This is a genomic window from Streptomyces sp. NBC_00683 (assembly GCF_036226745.1).
Classification (GTDB): domain Bacteria; phylum Actinomycetota; class Actinomycetes; order Streptomycetales; family Streptomycetaceae; genus Streptomyces.
On the sequence record NZ_CP109013.1, the window covers coordinates 8,198,928 to 8,213,127 of the forward strand.

The window sequence follows — 14,200 nt, forward strand, 5'->3', positions numbered from 1 at the left end:
CGCACCCCGACGAACCGAGGACTTCCGCCATGAGCCACGCACCCCAGCAGCCCGGCGCCCCCGTCGTCCGACGTGAGGGCCGGGACAAGGTCACCGGCACTGCCCGGTACGCCGCGGAGCACACCCCGCCCGGCTGCCTGTACGGGTGGGTCGTCCCCGCCACGGTCCCGAGCGGGCACGTCACCGCGACCCGCACCGCCGACGCTCTCGCCGTTCCGGGAGTGCACACCGTCCTCACCCTGGACAACGCGCCGCGGTTGAAGGAGCCCGACGACCCGATCCTGTCGGTCCTCCAGGACGACCGGGTTCCGCACCGGGGCTGGCCCGTCGCCCTCGTCCTGGCAGAGAGTTCCGAAGCCGCCCGGGCCGGCGCGGCAGCCGTCCGCGTGGAGTACAGGACGACCGGCCACGACGTGATCCTCACCGAGGACCACCCCGGCCTCTACACGCCCGAGCAGGCCAACGGGGGCCACCCTGCGGTACGCGAACATGGCGACGCCGACGCCGCGTTCGCCGGCGCCCCGGTGCGCATCGACGCCACGTACACGCTCGGAGGTCTGCACAACCACCCCATGGAACCGCACGCCTCCACCGCCTGGTGGGCCGACGGACATCTGACCGTCCACGACTCCAGCCAGGGCTCCGGCGCGGTGCGCGACAGCCTCGCCCGGGCGCTGGGGATCGAGCGGGACCGCATCACCGTCATCTCCGAGCACGTCGGCGGCGGCTTCGGTTCCAAGGGCACCCCGCGCCCCCAGGCCGTGATGGCCGCGATGGCCGCGGGGCACACCGGGCGCCCGGTCCAACTCGCGCTGCCCCGCAGGTACATGGCGGCGATCGTCGGCCACCGTGCGCCCACCGTGCAGCGGGTGCGGCTGGGTGCCGACCGCGACGGCGTGCTCGTCTCCGTCTCCCACGAGATCGTCACGCACACCTCGACGATCAAGGAGTTCGTCGAGCAGGCCGCCGTACCGGCCCGCGTCATGTACGCCTCGCCCCACAGTCGCACGGTGCACCGGGTGAGCGCCCTCGATGTGCCGAGCCCCTCCTGGATGCGCGCACCGGGCGAGGCTCCGGGAATGTACGCTCTCGAATCCGCCATGGACGAACTGGCCTGCGTCCTGGGGATCGACCCGGTCGAACTGCGCCTGCGCAACGAACCGTTGGCCGAACCCGACAGCGGACGCCCGTTCAGCAGCCGCAACCTCGCAGCCTGTCTGAACGAAGGGGCCCGCCGGTTCGGCTGGTACGACCGGGACCCGAGCCCCGCCGCGCGGGAGGAGGGGCCGTGGCTGCTCGGCACCGGGGTCGCCTCGGCGACGTACCCGGTGCTCGTCTCCAAGGCCGCCGCCTCCGCGCATGCCGCACCGGACGGCTCGTTCCGTATCGGGGTGAACGCCACCGACATCGGCACGGGCGCCCGCACCGTCCTGGCGCAGATCGCCGCCTCGTCCCTGGGCACCCCGTACGAGAACGTCCGGATCGACATCGGCAACAGCGACCTGCCCGAGGCTTCCGTGGCCGGCGGCTCCTCGGGCACGGCGTCCTGGGGATCGGCGGTGCACAAGGCGGCCGGAGCCCTGGCGGACCGGCTCGCGCGACACGGCGGGCCGGTCCCGCCGGAGGGCATCACGGTCACGGCGGACACGGAGCAGGAGACCGCGGAGGAGTCCCCGTACGCCCGGCACGCCTTCGGCGCGCACTTCGCCGAGGTGGCGGTCGACTCCCTCACCGGCGAGGTCCGGGTGCGGCGGATGCTGGGCGTCTTCGCCGCCGGACACATCCTCAACTCCCTTACGGCGCGCTCCCAGTTCATGGGCGGCATGGTCATGGGCCTCGGCATGGCCCTCACCGAGGGCAGCACCATGGACCCCGTCTTCGGGGACTTCACCGAGAGCGACCTGGCCTCCTACCATGTGCCCTCGTGCGCCGACGTCCCCGAGATCCAGGTGCACTGGATCGACGAGGACGACCCCCACCTCAACCCGATGGGCAGCAAGGGCATCGGTGAGATCGGCATCGTCGGCACGGCGGCCGCCATCGGGAACGCCGTGCGGCACGCCACCGGGGCGCGGCTGCGCACACTCCCGCTCACCCCGGACAAACTGCTGCCCTACCTGTGACACAGCGTGGCCCTGCCCCTCGGTTGCGCAACCGGCCCCCTCGGGTCACCCTGATGAGTGACCCAGAAGTGGATACTGCTCACGCTTCGTGTTCGGGGGTCGTTGGTACAGACGGGGTGAAGTACGTGGGCCTCGCGGTGAGGAGCCTCGACGATGACCGTTCCACTCGACCGGCACTATCTGGTCGAACTGCAGGTGTCGGCAGAGCGCATTTCCCAGCTGCGGCGCATAGTCGCCGCACACCTTCGTCACTGGAGCCTCGATCTGCACGTCCGGCCGGTGTGCCGGGCCGCGGACGAGCTCCTGACCAACGTCCAGCGGCATGTCGGCGACGACAACAAGTGCGTCGTCGAACTCCGCTGGACCGGCCGCCATCTGACGGTGTCCGTGGCCGACAACGACTCCCGGATGCCCAGGCTGCTCAGCGGCGGTGGCGGCGGCCTCAGCAGGGTCATGGCTCTCAGCGACAGCTGGGGCACCTGCCGGACCACCGACGGCAAGGTCGTCTGGTTCACGCGATACGCCGAGGCGCCGCGGACCACCGGCCTGCTGCCGCGTACGCCGCTCCCCGACGGCCGCACGTTCCGCAGCCGGCCCGTCCCGGAGCCCGTCCTCGTGTGACGAGCGGTCCGCTGCCCGCCCGGCCGGCGTGGACTGCGTGCCTCGCGCACGCATGATCCGCGCCGGCCGGGTACGTGTGCACCACGGGGCCGCGTTGCGCGGCAGGGCGTGGCGCGGCACGGTCGAAGAACCCATCAAGGAGGCCACTGCCATGCCCATCGCGACGGTCAATCCCGCGAACGGCGAGACGCTCGCGACATTCGACGCACTGGACGAGCAGGAGACCGAGCGCAAGCTCGCTGTCGCCGACCGTGCGTTCCGCCGCTACCGGACCACGGACTTCGCCGAACGGGCCCGCCTGCTGAACCGGGCCGCCGATCTCCTCGACGAGGACCAGCAGGACATCGCGCGCACGATGACCACCGAAATGGGCAAGCCGGTCAAGGCGGCCCGGGCGGAGGCCGCCAAATGCGCCAAGGCGATGCGCTGGTACGCGGCCAACGCCGAGCGTCTGCTCGCCGATGAACACCCGGAGGAAGCGGACGTCAAGGATTCCGGGGCGTCCCGTGCCCATGTGCACTACCGCCCGCTGGGTGTCGTCCTCGCGGTGATGCCGTGGAACTTCCCGCTCTGGCAGGTCATGCGCTTTGCCGCGCCCGCCCTCATGGCGGGCAACACCGGGCTGCTCAAGCACGCCTCGAACGTGCCGCAGACCGCCCTGTACCTCGAGGACCTGTTCACCAGGGCCGGCTTCCCCGCCGGCTGCTTCCAGACGCTGCTCGTCGGGTCGGGCGCCGTCGAGGCGATCCTGCGCGACCCCAGGGTCGCGGCGGCGACCCTCACCGGCAGCGAACCGGCCGGCCGGGCGGTCGCCTCCGTCGCCGGTGACGAGGTGAAGAAGACCGTGCTGGAACTCGGCGGCAGCGACCCGTTCATCGTCCTGCCGTCGGCGGACGTCCGCAGGGCGGCGGATACGGCCGTCACCGCCCGCGTACAGAACAACGGGCAGTCCTGCATCGCCGCGAAGCGCTTCATCGTCCATACCGACGTCTACGACGAGTTCGCCGAGCGTTTCACCGCCGGGATGCGCGCCCTGACCGTGGGCGACCCGATGGAGGAGTCCACCGACGTGGGACCGCTCGCCAGTGAACAGGGCCGCACGGACCTGGAGGAGCTGGTGGACGACGCCGTACGCGGGGGCGCCACCGTACTGTGCGGCGGTGGCCGGCCCGAGGGGCTGGGCGCCGGTCTCGACCGGGGCTGGTTCTACTCCCCGACCGTTCTGGCCGGGATCACCCCCGGTATGCGGATCCACCGGGAGGAGACGTTCGGCCCGGTGGCGACGCTCTACCGGGTCGCGGACCTGGACGAAGCGGTGGACCTCGCCAACGACACGCCCTTCGGGCTCAGTTCCAACGTCTGGACGCGCGACCCGGGGGAGACGGACCGCTGCGTACGCGACCTGGAGGCGGGCGGTGTCTTCTTCAACGGCATGACCGCCTCGCACCCCGCCCTGCCGTTCGGCGGAGTGAAGCGTTCCGGCTACGGGCGGGAGCTGGCCGGACACGGCATCCGTGAGTTCTGCAACGTCACGACCGTCTGGTACGGCCCCGAAGCGGATGTCCGCTAGCAACGACCGGTAACAGCACCCCGGCCGGCCCGCTGAGAAGCGGGCCGGCCGGGGGCGTGCGGGGGTGTCCGCAGTTTCGTGTGCTCAGCGCACCGTCGTGCGGACGACGGGCGAGACCGCGCCGCCGCCGACGATCCGGAGCGCGTTCTCACCCTTGATGCCGAGCTTCACCCGCAGGCTGTAGCTGTTGCTGCCGGTGGTCCTCATGGTGGCGGGGAGCGAGACCCAGCGGTTGCCCTGCTTCTGCTGGAGGGCGACGGGCGTGCCGGAGCGGATGTTCTGCGCGGAGCCGTGGATGCGGAACTCCTGCCAGGCGCCGACGCTGTCCACGGTCACCTGCGCGGTGAGTGCGGGCCGCGTCGCCACGTCCTCCGCGCTCGCCCCGGAGGGCGGTGCGGGGACGCCGGACGACGCCGCTGCCCCGCCCACCGCGCCGGCCAGCACCGCCGCTGTCAGCAGGGCTGCCGCCGATGCGCGCCTGAATCGGTCCATGAATGGCTCTCCTTCGTGCACAAGCGTGATCAGTGAGATCCCGGAGCGCCAAACCTAGACATAATTCACATAATCTCCATGTAGGGACACGCCGTCAGAAGCGTAGGACCGCCGAGATCCGGCCGTGGTCGGCGAGGGAGTCGTCCGCGACGAACGCCACCTCGCAGCCGCTGTCCAGTGCCGCCTCGATGAGCTCGTCGACGATGTCCTCGCGAACCCGGTCGTCCACCTCCCGGGTTCCTGCCGGGTCGACCGGCTCCAGGTGCTCGTCGGCGACCCTGACCGTCTGCTGGAAGTGTTCCTCCACCGCGACGAGTCCGGCGCGGCCCTCCCGTACCGCGGCCCACACCTCGTCGAGTCCGCCGGCGAAGGAGCGGCTGCCGCGGGCGTTGTCGAGCCTGCCCTGGATCTCGGAGGCGGCCTGCTTCCGACGGTCCTCGAGTGCGGGGCGCAGGTCCTTGAGCAGCTCGGCCGCGGTCGTCTCCGCGGTCGTTCCCTTCGCGACCCTGCCGATCGCCGATTTGGAGCTCTCGCCGACCTCGTCGAGGAGTGCGAGTGCGGGGGCGAGGCCGACCAGGAACAGCGGCCTCGGGTCCGCCGCGAGCACCGCGCGCAGCTTCTCGTCGACGGAGCGCAGGAAGTTGCGGGCGTCCTCGCTGCTGTAGGTGCTCGGGGTGTCGCCGATCCGTTCCTCGCGCTGGGGGTTGGGTGCCTCGTGCGGAGCGGTGAGAGGGAATCCGCCGGTCTGCTCGCCGCGCAGGTCGTCGTTCGTGCCGGACCACAGGGTGGCGTGCTCGGCGGAGACGGCGAGTACCCAGAAGAACTGGGCCCCGGCCTTCGCCGCGACCAGGTTGCGGGTGAGGTAGGTGTCGCTCAGGACCACCCGTTCGGGTGCGGTGCGGGGCAGTTGCCAGATCTGGTAGCCGTCGGCGTCCGCGAGGATGACCAGAGCCTCCAGGGCGCGGCGCTGGTCCACCTCCTCGGCCGCCCGCTGGAGCTGGGCCTTGACCGCGGATCCGGCCTCGCGGGTGACCCGGGGGTCAGCCTCCAGCCGGTTGCCTGCCTCGGCCACCAGATTGCGCAGCCGTACGGAGTCCTGGGCGTTGTCGGGCGCCCGGCGGTGGGTCGGCATCGTCAGGGACAGGGCCGGATAGGGCCTGGTCGCTCTCAGTTCCTGCAGCAGACCGGCGGTCAGGGCGTCCGTATCCATCGTTCCCTCCCGGAGGGTTCGGGGTTCGCGGTGCTGGGCGTGCCCGCCCCCACGGTGAGGTGCGGGCCGTTCGACCGGTGCGGGTCGCTCGGCGAGTCAATTCATACCTTTTGATCCTAATATGAGCGAATTGTTATGTTTCTCTTCGGAGGTATGCGATGTCCACGCTCACCGTGTGGAAGTTCCAGTCGGCCGAGGGCGCCGAGGGCGTGGAGACGGCCCTGAAGCTCCGCGACATCTTCGGCGACGACACGGAATGAGCGGAGAAAGGCCGTTCCTCTCCGCCCGGACGGATCCCGGAACGGATCCGGGATGACCGCGTCCGACGCCGTCACGGACGCGCTGCGCGAACTGCACGCCCGATTCGCCGGCATGCGTGGCGGAGAACGTGCCGACTACATCCCCGAGCTGACCAGAGCCGACCCGGACGACTTCGGGCTGGCGCTCGTCAGCATGGACGGCCACTGCTACAGCGCAGGGGAGGCGGACGTCCCCTTCACCATGCAGTCGGTCTCCAAACCCTTCGTCTACGCGCTCGCCCTGTCCTCGCTCGGCCTCGACGAGGTGGGCCGGTGGGTGGGCGCCGAACCCAGCGGCGAGGCCTTCAACGCCATCAGCCTGGAACCGCGCACCGGCCGGCCGGCCAACGCCATGGTCAACGCCGGAGCCATCGTCACCACCGCGCTGGTGCCCGGCACCCCGGACCTCCCCGCCTTCGACCGCATCCTGATCTGTCTCAGCAGGTTCGCCGGACGCCGGCTGGACGTCGACGAGGAGGTGTACGTCTCCGAGGCGGCGACCGGGGACCGCAACCGGGCACTCGCCTACCTGATCCGCAGCACGGGCACCCTGGACGTCGACCCCGTCGCCGCGGTGGACACCTACTTCCGGCAGTGCTCGGTGCGGGTCACCGCCGTCGACCTCGCTGTGATGGCCGCCACGCTCGCGCACGGCGGCGTCAACCCGATCACCAGCGAGAGCGTCGTCTCCCCGGCCGTCGCCGCCCAGGTCCTCGCGGTCATGGCCACCTGCGGGATGTACAACGCCTCCGGCGACTGGCTGCTGCGGGTCGGGCTGCCGGCCAAGAGCGGTGTGTCGGGCGGGCTGATCGCCGCAGGCCCGGCACGCTTCGGCCTCGCCACCTACAGCCCGCTGCTGGACCCGGCGGGTACCTCGGTACGCGGACACGCGGCGCTCGGCGCCCTGTCCGAGCGGCTCGGGCTCCACCTCATGAGGAACCCGGCGCTCCCCGGCTCGACCGTCACGCTGGCCACCACCGCCGATGTGCTGCCCTCGGCCCCCGCGAGCCGACAGGAGCGTGCCCTGCACGAACGGGTCGGCATCGTCGCGGCGCAGGGCGCCCTCGACTTCACCGCAGCGGAGCGTGTGCTCTACGCCATGGACGAGTCGGGCCCCGAACAGACCGGTTCCGTCGTGCTCGATCTGCGCGAAGTCACCGGCGCCGACTCCGTGGCCCTCACCCTGCTGCACGCCGGGCTGGCCCGTCTGGCCGAAGACGGGCGGCGCGCTGCCGTCGTCGACCCGGGCAACCGGCTGGGCCCGCCCGACCTCGTCCGGGAGCGGACCGGCCAGGACCTGCCGCGCTACAGCACCCGCGAGGAGGCCGTGGAGCGCTGCGCACAGGCCCTGGCCGACCCCGGCTGAGCCCTACCAGATGGCCTCGACCCATTCGGGGTGGTCGATGAACGGGTTCCGGTTGTGCTGGTACGTGTCGAATATGACGTCGTTGCGGTGCTGCTCGAAGCTGTCCGGCGGGTCCTCCTGACTCCACTGCTTGAGCACGGAGAGCCGCCCGATGTTCGGGGCCGAGCCGTTGCTCACGCTGTCGTTCGGTTCGAGGTCGGCGAAGGCGTCGTCGCCCTCGTACCGCACGGCCATGTAGAGGATCATCCGGGCGACATCGCCCTTGACCGCGTCGCGCGGCTCGAAGGAGTCGCTGTCGGTGTAGTTGCCGGGCGCCCCCGACACGCTGCTGCCCCCGTTGTCGAAGTCCTTGTTGCCGCGGATGGAGTTGACCTGGACGTCCTCGGGACGCAGGTGGTGGATGTCGGTGCCGGGACCCGTCGCCGTACCGAAGTCGCCGTGCGACTTGGCCCAGACGTGCTCGCGGTTCCAGTCGCCGGTGTCGCCCCCGTTGTCGCTCTTGGCCTGGGAGCGGCCGGTGTAGAGGAGGATGACGTTGGCGGAGTTGGACGGGTCCTGGTCTGTGGCCTTGAGCGCGTCCCAGACCTGGCTGTAGGAGAGCTTGGTCTGCGCGCTGATGATCGTGTGCAGGGAGCTCTTGAGCGCGGTGCCGGTCTTGCCGAGAGCGTCCTGGTAGTACGTGTCGTCGAGGGCGGTGAGCGACGCCGGGGCGGCAGTCGCGTCCTTGGGGGTTGCGGCGGGTGCGGTGGCCGCGACGCCGGTGATGACGGCGATCGCGGCAGCTGTTGCCAACAGTGGACGCGCGTAGAAATGGCGACGACTGGACATGTGGGGTGTCCTCTCCGAAGCTGCGGGAACCGCGCCGCCGGCGGGGAAGACAGGCGGGGAAGCGGTGCCACGACGGCCATGTGATGTCTGGTCAGCCGGGAGCCTTCCACACGCACCGTGCCAGTCGTGTGAACGTTGCGTATTCATCATGTGCAGGTCAAGTGACGCCGTGTCGTCGCGGCAGGTCGGGCATCGGATGCGGCGACGCCGCCCCGGCGCGAGAATTACCGCAAGGACGAGGAGGCGGTATGAGCGAAGAGTCCGAATCCGTATCCGTACCCGTGCCGGAGATCAGGGGGGTGACCCCCGACCGTCTGCTGCACACCGGTGGGAGCGACCGGCCCGCCGCGGAGGATCTGGTGCTCGCCTCCGGGCGGGATCTGACCCCCGCGACCCTGGAGTGGGCGCAGCGCAGGCTGGCCGAGGAGGGTCGGTCGGCCATTGACAAGCAGCTTCCGTAAGGGCCCTGGGCGGGGAGCGTGCGGGGTGCTTCCCGCCACTCGGTTAGCCTGAACGCAATATGAATCGTTTGACTACGTCACAGGGTGGACTCGATCTCGCCCGATTCCCCGAGGACCCGCGCGACCCGTTCCGTGCCTGGGACGCCGCCGACGAGTATCTGCTGCGCCGGCTGGAGGATCCGGAGGGAGACGAACCGGTCGACCTGACCGGCGAGGTCGCCGTGGTCGGCGACCGCTGGGGCGCTCTCGCGACCGCGCTCGCCGGATACCGCCCCGTGCAGATCACCGACTCCTACCTCGCGCAGCGGGCGACCGTGGCCAACCTGGCACGCAACGGTGCGGCACCCGACTCCGTGCGGCTCCTGTCGGCGCGCGACACCCCGCCGGAGCGCATCGACGTCCTGCTCGTACGGGTACCGAAGAGCCTCGCGCTGCTCGAGGACCAGCTGCACAGACTGGCCCCCGCCGTCCACGCCGGCACCGTCGTCATCGGCACCGGCATGGTCAAGGAGATCCACACCTCCACCCTGAAGCTCTTCGAGCGGATCATCGGACCGACCCGCACGTCGCTCGCGGTGAAGAAGGCCCGGCTCATCTACTGCACCCCGGATCCGGCGCTGCCCCGGACCCCCAGCCCCTGGCCGTACCGCTACGACCTGCCCGAGGACGTCGGTGCCGTCTCCGGCCGGACCGTCACCAATCACGCAGGGATCTTCTGCGCCGAGCGCCTGGACATCGGCACTCGCTTCTTCCTGAAGCACCTGCCCGGACGTACCGGCCCGGACCATGTCGTCGACCTCGGCTGCGGGAACGGCGTCGTGGGCACCTCCGCCGCGCTCGCCAACCCCGAGGCGTCGGTCACCTTCATCGACGAGTCGTACCAGGCGGTCGCCTCCGCCGAGGCCACCTTCCGGGCCAACACGGGGGCGGACGCCAAGGCCGACTTCCTGGTTGGTGACGGGCTCGCTGACGTGCCCCCGGGAAGTGTGGACCTCGTCCTCACCAACCCGCCGTTCCACTCCCACCAGGCGATCACGGACGCGACCGCCCGCACCATGTTCCAGGGAGCGCGGGCCGCACTGCGCCCGGGCGGTGAACTGTGGGTCGTCGGCAACCGGCACCTCGGGTACCACACGCAGCTGCGCCGGACGTTCGGCAACTGCACCACCGTCTCGGGCGACCCGAAGTTCGTCGTCCTGCGGGCCGTCAAGCGCTGACCCGCGGGTGTCCTGGGCGGTACCGCCCAGGACACCCGCGCATGGCCCTGCCCCTCCCGGAACGTGCGCGGTTGCGGTATGCATGTATGGCGAGGCCTCCCCGTTCCACAGCCGAGCGGAAGGTACGAGCCGATGAGCGACGCAGACCCTGGCCTGTTCGGCCCCGGTTCCGTCACCTGGCAGATGCACGGGGACCCGATGATGTGGGTGGCCGGCGTGCGCGCCCTCTATCTGCAGGCGCTGCACCCGCGCGCGGTACGCGGCGTGATGGAGAACTCGGACTTCCGGAAGGACGCCTGGGGGCGCCTGATGCGCACGGCCGACTTCGTCGGCACTCTCACCTACGACACCACCCAGGCGGCGGAGAAGTACGGCGCCCGGGTCCGCAGGATCCACCGTCTCCTCAAAGCCACCGACCCGGAGACCGGCGAGAGCTACGGCATCGACGAACCCGGGCTCCTGCTCTGGGTGCACTGCGCCGAGGTCGACTCCTACCTCCAGGTGCAACGCCGCTCCGGCTTCCGGCTCACCGACGCCCAGGCCGACCGGTACATCGGCGAACAGTGCGAGAGCGCCCGCCTCGTCGGCCTCGACCCCGCAGGCGTCCCCGCCACGACCGCGGCACTCGCCGACTACTTCGACCGGGTCCGCCCCGAACTCGCCGCCGGTCCGGACGCGCTGGACGTCGACGACTTCCTGCGCAACCCCCCGGTCCACGCCCTGCTGGCCCCGGCGCGCGCACTGCTGTGGCGGCGCGTGGCGGCACTCGCGTACGACTCGCTGCCCCCGTACGCCCACGAGCTGTACGGCAGGCCGGCACCGCCCCCGGAAGCCGTCGACCGCCGCCTGCGCACCACCGGCAGCGCCCTGCGCCGCATCCCCGCGCGCCTCCGCTGGTGCCTGCCACCCGGACACATTGTGAAGGCGATGGCACGACTCGGCCCCGGCAGCCGCCCCGCCCCGTACAAACTCCGCAGACAGGCCGCCATACTGGACGGGCCGGGGAGGGCGCAGCAGTAGGCGATGCGACGGGGGCGACAGCAGGCGATGGCGGACACCAGGCTGATCCAGAGCCGGTACCGGCTGCTCGATCTGATCGGGCGCGGTGGCATGGGCGAGGTGTGGCGTGCCCGCGACGAGTCCCTGGGCCGCCAGGTGGCCGTGAAATGCCTGAAACCGATGGGGCCCCAACACGACCCGTCCTTCACCCGCATCCTGCGCGAACGCTTCCGCCGCGAGGCACGGGTGGCCGCGGCGCTCCAGCACCGAGGTGTCACCGTCGTCCACGACTTCGGCGAGTCCGAGGGCGTCCTCTACCTGGTCATGGAGCTCCTGGAAGGGCGCAACCTCAGCCAGCTCCTCGAGGACAACAAACAGCACCCGCTGCCAGTACCCGACGTCGTCGACATCGCGGAACAGGTCGCCGACGCCCTCGGCTACACCCACCAGCAGGGCATCGTGCACCGCGACCTCAAGCCCGCCAACATCATGCGGCTCGGCGACGGCACCGTGAAGATCTGCGACTTCGGCATCGCCCGGCTCGGACACGACATCGGCTTCACCTCCCGCCTGACCGGCACGGGCATCGCCATGGGCACCCCGCACTACATGTCGCCCGAGCAGATCAGCGGCGGTGAGGTCGACCACCGCAGCGATCTCTACTCGCTGGGCTGCGTGCTGTACGAGATCGCCACGGGCGTACCGCCGTTCGACCTGGACGACGCCTGGGCGGTCCTCGTCGGACACCGTGACACCCAGCCCGAACCGCTGCGCACCCACCGTGCCGAACTTCCCGGGTTCTTCGACCGGGTCGTCCTGGACCTGCTGGCCAAGACTCCCGAGGGGCGGCCCGCCGACGCAGGCGACCTGCGCAGGCGCATCGCGCTCGGACGCACCGGCGAGCAGACGCAGGGCCCGGACGCCGGGAGGGTCCGGCTCGCCCCGCCCGCCCCCGTCCTGCACCCCGCCCGTCGGCCTGCGGGCCGCGCGCAGGGACTGCCGTCCTGGACCCGGAACATGACCACCGGTCACAAGGCGACCGGTGCGATACCCCCGGGGACGGCACCCATCGACCTCTCGCTCGGCCTGACCGGTTCCTGGACGACCGGAACCGACCTGCGGGTTCTGCCCGGCAGCGTTCCCGCGGCCCGGGCCGACCGGCCCACCCCGTCGCCCGAGCTGCTCGCCACCCTGGCCAGCCGCCACAGCGCGGGCCTCAACCTGGGGCGCCTCGGACACTGGGACGAGGCGGGCGAAGTGCACCGCGCGGTCGCCGCCCGACGCGAGCAGGCCCTCGGCCCCGACCACCCCGACACCCTCTCCAGCCGGTACGAGGTCGGATTCACTCTCAGCCGCACCGGACGCGCCACGGATGCCCTGCGCGAGTTCGGCCGGGTCGCTGACGGCCGCGAACGCACCCTGGGGCCCGACCACCCGGAGACCCTCGCGGCCCGGCAGGAGACGGCGTACGTCCTGGGCCAGCTCGGCCGGCACTTCGAAGCCCACCAGGTGTACGCCGCGGTGCTCGCCTCCCGGGAGCGTTCGATGGGCCCGGACCATCCGGACACCCTGCGCTGCCGCCACAACCTGGCGTTCAACCTCAGCAGGCTGGGCCGCCTGGAGGACTCGTACCGCATGGCCCGTGACGTGGCGAACGCCCGCAGCCGCCTCCTCGGCGCGACCCACCCGGACACCCTGGTCACGCTGTACGAAGTGGCGTACACGCTGGGCCAGCTGGACCGGTGGCCGGAGGCCCTGCAGACCTACCGCGATGTCGCGCAGGCCCGTGCCGTGGCGCTCGGGGCCGATCACCCGGACACCCTCTCCGCCCGCTACGAGGTCGGTATCAGCCTCGGCAGGCTGGGCCGCAGCGCCGAGGCGCTCGAGCTGTACCGCGCCCTGGTCGACGACCGCACCCGGGTCGACGGAGCCGCCGACCCGGAGACCCTGCGCGCCCGGCACGGACTCGGCGTCAACCTGGGGCGGATGGCCCGCTGGGAGGAGGCGCTCGTCGAATCACGCGAGGTGTGCGCGATCCGGGAACGCACCCTGGGCCCCGACCACCCCGACACGCTCGTCAGCCGCCGGGAGGTCGCCGTCTGCCTGGGCTGGCTGGGCCGGTGGGCCGACGCCCTCACGGACTACCGGAAGGTCGCCGAGGCCCGTGAGCGGGTCCTGGGCGCCGACCACCCCGACGCGCTCGCCAGCCGCAACGACGAGGCGCACTGCCTGGAACAGCTCGGGCGCAGCACCGAAGCGGTGGACCTCTACCGGCGGGTCGCGGCCCTGCGCCGGCAGCACGGGATACCGCCGCACTGAGCGGGCGTCAGATGTTCCGCCCGCGGTACAGGTCACGGAGCAGCGCGATCTCGGCGCCGTGATGCAGCAGCTCCTGATTGACCCACCAGACGATGTCGATGAACGGGTCCTCCGGGTCGCTGCCGTGCGGGTACGTGCTGTACCCGACCGTGTCGAGCGCGGTGTCGTCGGCGCCCAGCAGGGCCGTTCGCCACGCGGCGGCAGCGGTCCCGAAGGCGGCGAGCGCCCCGTTCACGCCCCCTTCGACGCGGAAGTCGTCCCGGGTCAGGCTGTGGCTGCCTGCCGAATGGTCGGCGCGCAGGGCCAGCAGTTCGGTGAGATGGCTCAGGCGCCACGCGATGGTGGTGAACGGCGGCGGCGAGGGGTGCGGGAAGGCCGCGGTGTCGCGCCCCCAGTCACCGGTGCCGGCCAGAGCGGTCGCCCGCGGACCGGGACCCGAGGTACGCCGACGGACCGACCAGCAGTCCGGCACCGGCTCCCACAGGTACTCCTCGTCGGTCATGGGCGGGGCCTCGACGTCGGTGCCGTTGCCGCTGTCCACGACGGGCCCCGCCATCCGGTTGCCGAGGCGTTCACACGCCCAGTCGAACTGTTCGAGCAAGGGGATCAGGCGTGCCGGTGTTGCCATGAACTCTCCTGGGGCGGTGGCGGGGGCGGGGCGTGGGCAAGGCGGTTCGGTGGTGAAACGATTCGGG

12 protein-coding genes are annotated in these 14,200 nt (G+C 71.4%); 8 read left to right on the plus strand and 4 right to left on the minus strand.

The window, feature by feature from the left end; genetic code table 11:
- Positions 1-29 precede the first annotated feature (29 nt).
- The 3 genes from OG257_RS35610 to OG257_RS35620 all read left to right on the plus strand — a co-directional run bounded on the left by OG257_RS35610 (position 30) and on the right by OG257_RS35620 (position 4,314).
- Complete coding sequence (locus OG257_RS35610) at positions 30-2,123, plus strand: xanthine dehydrogenase family protein molybdopterin-binding subunit (RefSeq protein ID WP_329214336.1); 2,094 nt, start codon at positions 30-32, stop codon at positions 2,121-2,123.
- Between the two features lie 153 nt (positions 2,124-2,276).
- The gene (locus tag OG257_RS35615) at positions 2,277-2,744 is read left to right on the plus strand and encodes an ATP-binding protein (protein WP_329214338.1); all 468 of its coding nucleotides are present in this window, start codon (positions 2,277-2,279) and stop codon (positions 2,742-2,744) included.
- Positions 2,745-2,895: 151 nt separating this feature from the next.
- Entirely contained in the window at positions 2,896-4,314 is a 1,419-nt protein-coding gene (locus tag OG257_RS35620; protein ID WP_329214340.1) for an NADP-dependent succinic semialdehyde dehydrogenase, read from the plus strand.
- 84 nt (positions 4,315-4,398) lie between these two features.
- Here the strand turns inward: OG257_RS35620 and OG257_RS35625 are convergent, their stop codons facing one another.
- Both OG257_RS35625 and OG257_RS35630 read right to left on the minus strand, forming a co-directional pair.
- A complete protein-coding gene (locus tag OG257_RS35625) occupies positions 4,399-4,806 on the minus strand; it encodes a hypothetical protein (RefSeq protein WP_329214341.1) in 408 nt (135 codons plus the stop codon).
- A gap of 94 nt (positions 4,807-4,900) precedes the next feature.
- Complete coding sequence (locus tag OG257_RS35630; protein ID WP_329214343.1) at positions 4,901-6,016, minus strand: baeRF3 domain-containing protein; 1,116 nt, start codon at positions 6,014-6,016, stop codon at positions 4,901-4,903.
- A gap of 312 nt (positions 6,017-6,328) precedes the next feature.
- Here OG257_RS35630 and glsA point away from each other — a divergent pair, with 312 nt between their 5' ends.
- On the plus strand, positions 6,329-7,681 hold the full coding sequence (gene glsA / locus OG257_RS35635) for a glutaminase A (protein ID WP_329214345.1): 1,353 nt from the start codon (positions 6,329-6,331) through the stop codon (positions 7,679-7,681).
- 3 nt (positions 7,682-7,684) lie between these two features.
- On the opposite strand, the gene OG257_RS35640 is transcribed toward glsA, so the two are convergent.
- A complete protein-coding gene (locus tag OG257_RS35640; protein WP_329214347.1) occupies positions 7,685-8,509 on the minus strand; it encodes an endonuclease I family protein in 825 nt (274 codons plus the stop codon).
- A gap of 248 nt (positions 8,510-8,757) precedes the next feature.
- Here OG257_RS35640 and OG257_RS35645 point away from each other — a divergent pair, with 248 nt between their 5' ends.
- From OG257_RS35645 to OG257_RS35660, 4 genes are all read left to right on the plus strand, one after another.
- Positions 8,758-8,970, plus strand: a complete 213-nt coding sequence (locus OG257_RS35645) for a hypothetical protein (protein ID WP_329214348.1) — start codon at positions 8,758-8,760, stop codon at positions 8,968-8,970.
- A gap of 59 nt (positions 8,971-9,029) precedes the next feature.
- Positions 9,030-10,187: a methyltransferase gene (locus tag OG257_RS35650; protein ID WP_329214350.1), complete on the plus strand. Its 1,158-nt coding sequence runs from the start codon at positions 9,030-9,032 to the stop codon at positions 10,185-10,187.
- 132 nt (positions 10,188-10,319) lie between these two features.
- Positions 10,320-11,207 carry an oxygenase MpaB family protein gene (locus OG257_RS35655; RefSeq protein ID WP_329214352.1) on the plus strand — a complete coding sequence of 296 codons (888 nt, stop codon included), beginning with the start codon at positions 10,320-10,322 and terminating at the stop codon, positions 11,205-11,207.
- A gap of 27 nt (positions 11,208-11,234) precedes the next feature.
- Positions 11,235-13,505 (plus strand): serine/threonine-protein kinase, encoded by a 2,271-nt coding sequence (locus tag OG257_RS35660; RefSeq protein ID WP_329215521.1) that lies wholly within the window; start codon positions 11,235-11,237, stop codon positions 13,503-13,505.
- 7 nt (positions 13,506-13,512) lie between these two features.
- Here the strand turns inward: OG257_RS35660 and OG257_RS35665 are convergent, their stop codons facing one another.
- On the minus strand, positions 13,513-14,133 hold the full coding sequence (locus tag OG257_RS35665) for a DinB family protein (protein ID WP_329214354.1): 621 nt from the start codon (positions 14,131-14,133) through the stop codon (positions 13,513-13,515).
- Between the last annotated feature and the right edge of the window lie 67 nt (positions 14,134-14,200).

Bases quoted from the DNA above. Each gene is read 5' to 3' on its own strand.
- OG257_RS35610 (WP_329214336.1), top strand. From the start codon at position 30: ATGAGCCACGCACCCCAGCAGCCCGGCGCCCCCGTCGTCCGACGTGAG.
- OG257_RS35615 (WP_329214338.1), top strand. From the start codon at position 2,277: ATGACCGTTCCACTCGACCGGCACTATCTGGTCGAACTGCAGGTGTCG.
- OG257_RS35620 (WP_329214340.1), top strand. From the start codon at position 2,896: ATGCCCATCGCGACGGTCAATCCCGCGAACGGCGAGACGCTCGCGACA.
- OG257_RS35625 (WP_329214341.1), bottom strand. From the start codon at position 4,806: ATGGACCGATTCAGGCGCGCATCGGCGGCAGCCCTGCTGACAGCGGCG.
- OG257_RS35630 (WP_329214343.1), bottom strand. From the start codon at position 6,016: ATGGATACGGACGCCCTGACCGCCGGTCTGCTGCAGGAACTGAGAGCG.
- glsA (WP_329214345.1), top strand. From the start codon at position 6,329: ATGACCGCGTCCGACGCCGTCACGGACGCGCTGCGCGAACTGCACGCC.
- OG257_RS35640 (WP_329214347.1), bottom strand. From the start codon at position 8,509: ATGTCCAGTCGTCGCCATTTCTACGCGCGTCCACTGTTGGCAACAGCT.
- OG257_RS35645 (WP_329214348.1), top strand. From the start codon at position 8,758: ATGAGCGAAGAGTCCGAATCCGTATCCGTACCCGTGCCGGAGATCAGG.
- OG257_RS35650 (WP_329214350.1), top strand. From the start codon at position 9,030: ATGAATCGTTTGACTACGTCACAGGGTGGACTCGATCTCGCCCGATTC.
- OG257_RS35655 (WP_329214352.1), top strand. From the start codon at position 10,320: ATGAGCGACGCAGACCCTGGCCTGTTCGGCCCCGGTTCCGTCACCTGG.
- OG257_RS35660 (WP_329215521.1), top strand. From the start codon at position 11,235: ATGGCGGACACCAGGCTGATCCAGAGCCGGTACCGGCTGCTCGATCTG.
- OG257_RS35665 (WP_329214354.1), bottom strand. From the start codon at position 14,133: ATGGCAACACCGGCACGCCTGATCCCCTTGCTCGAACAGTTCGACTGG.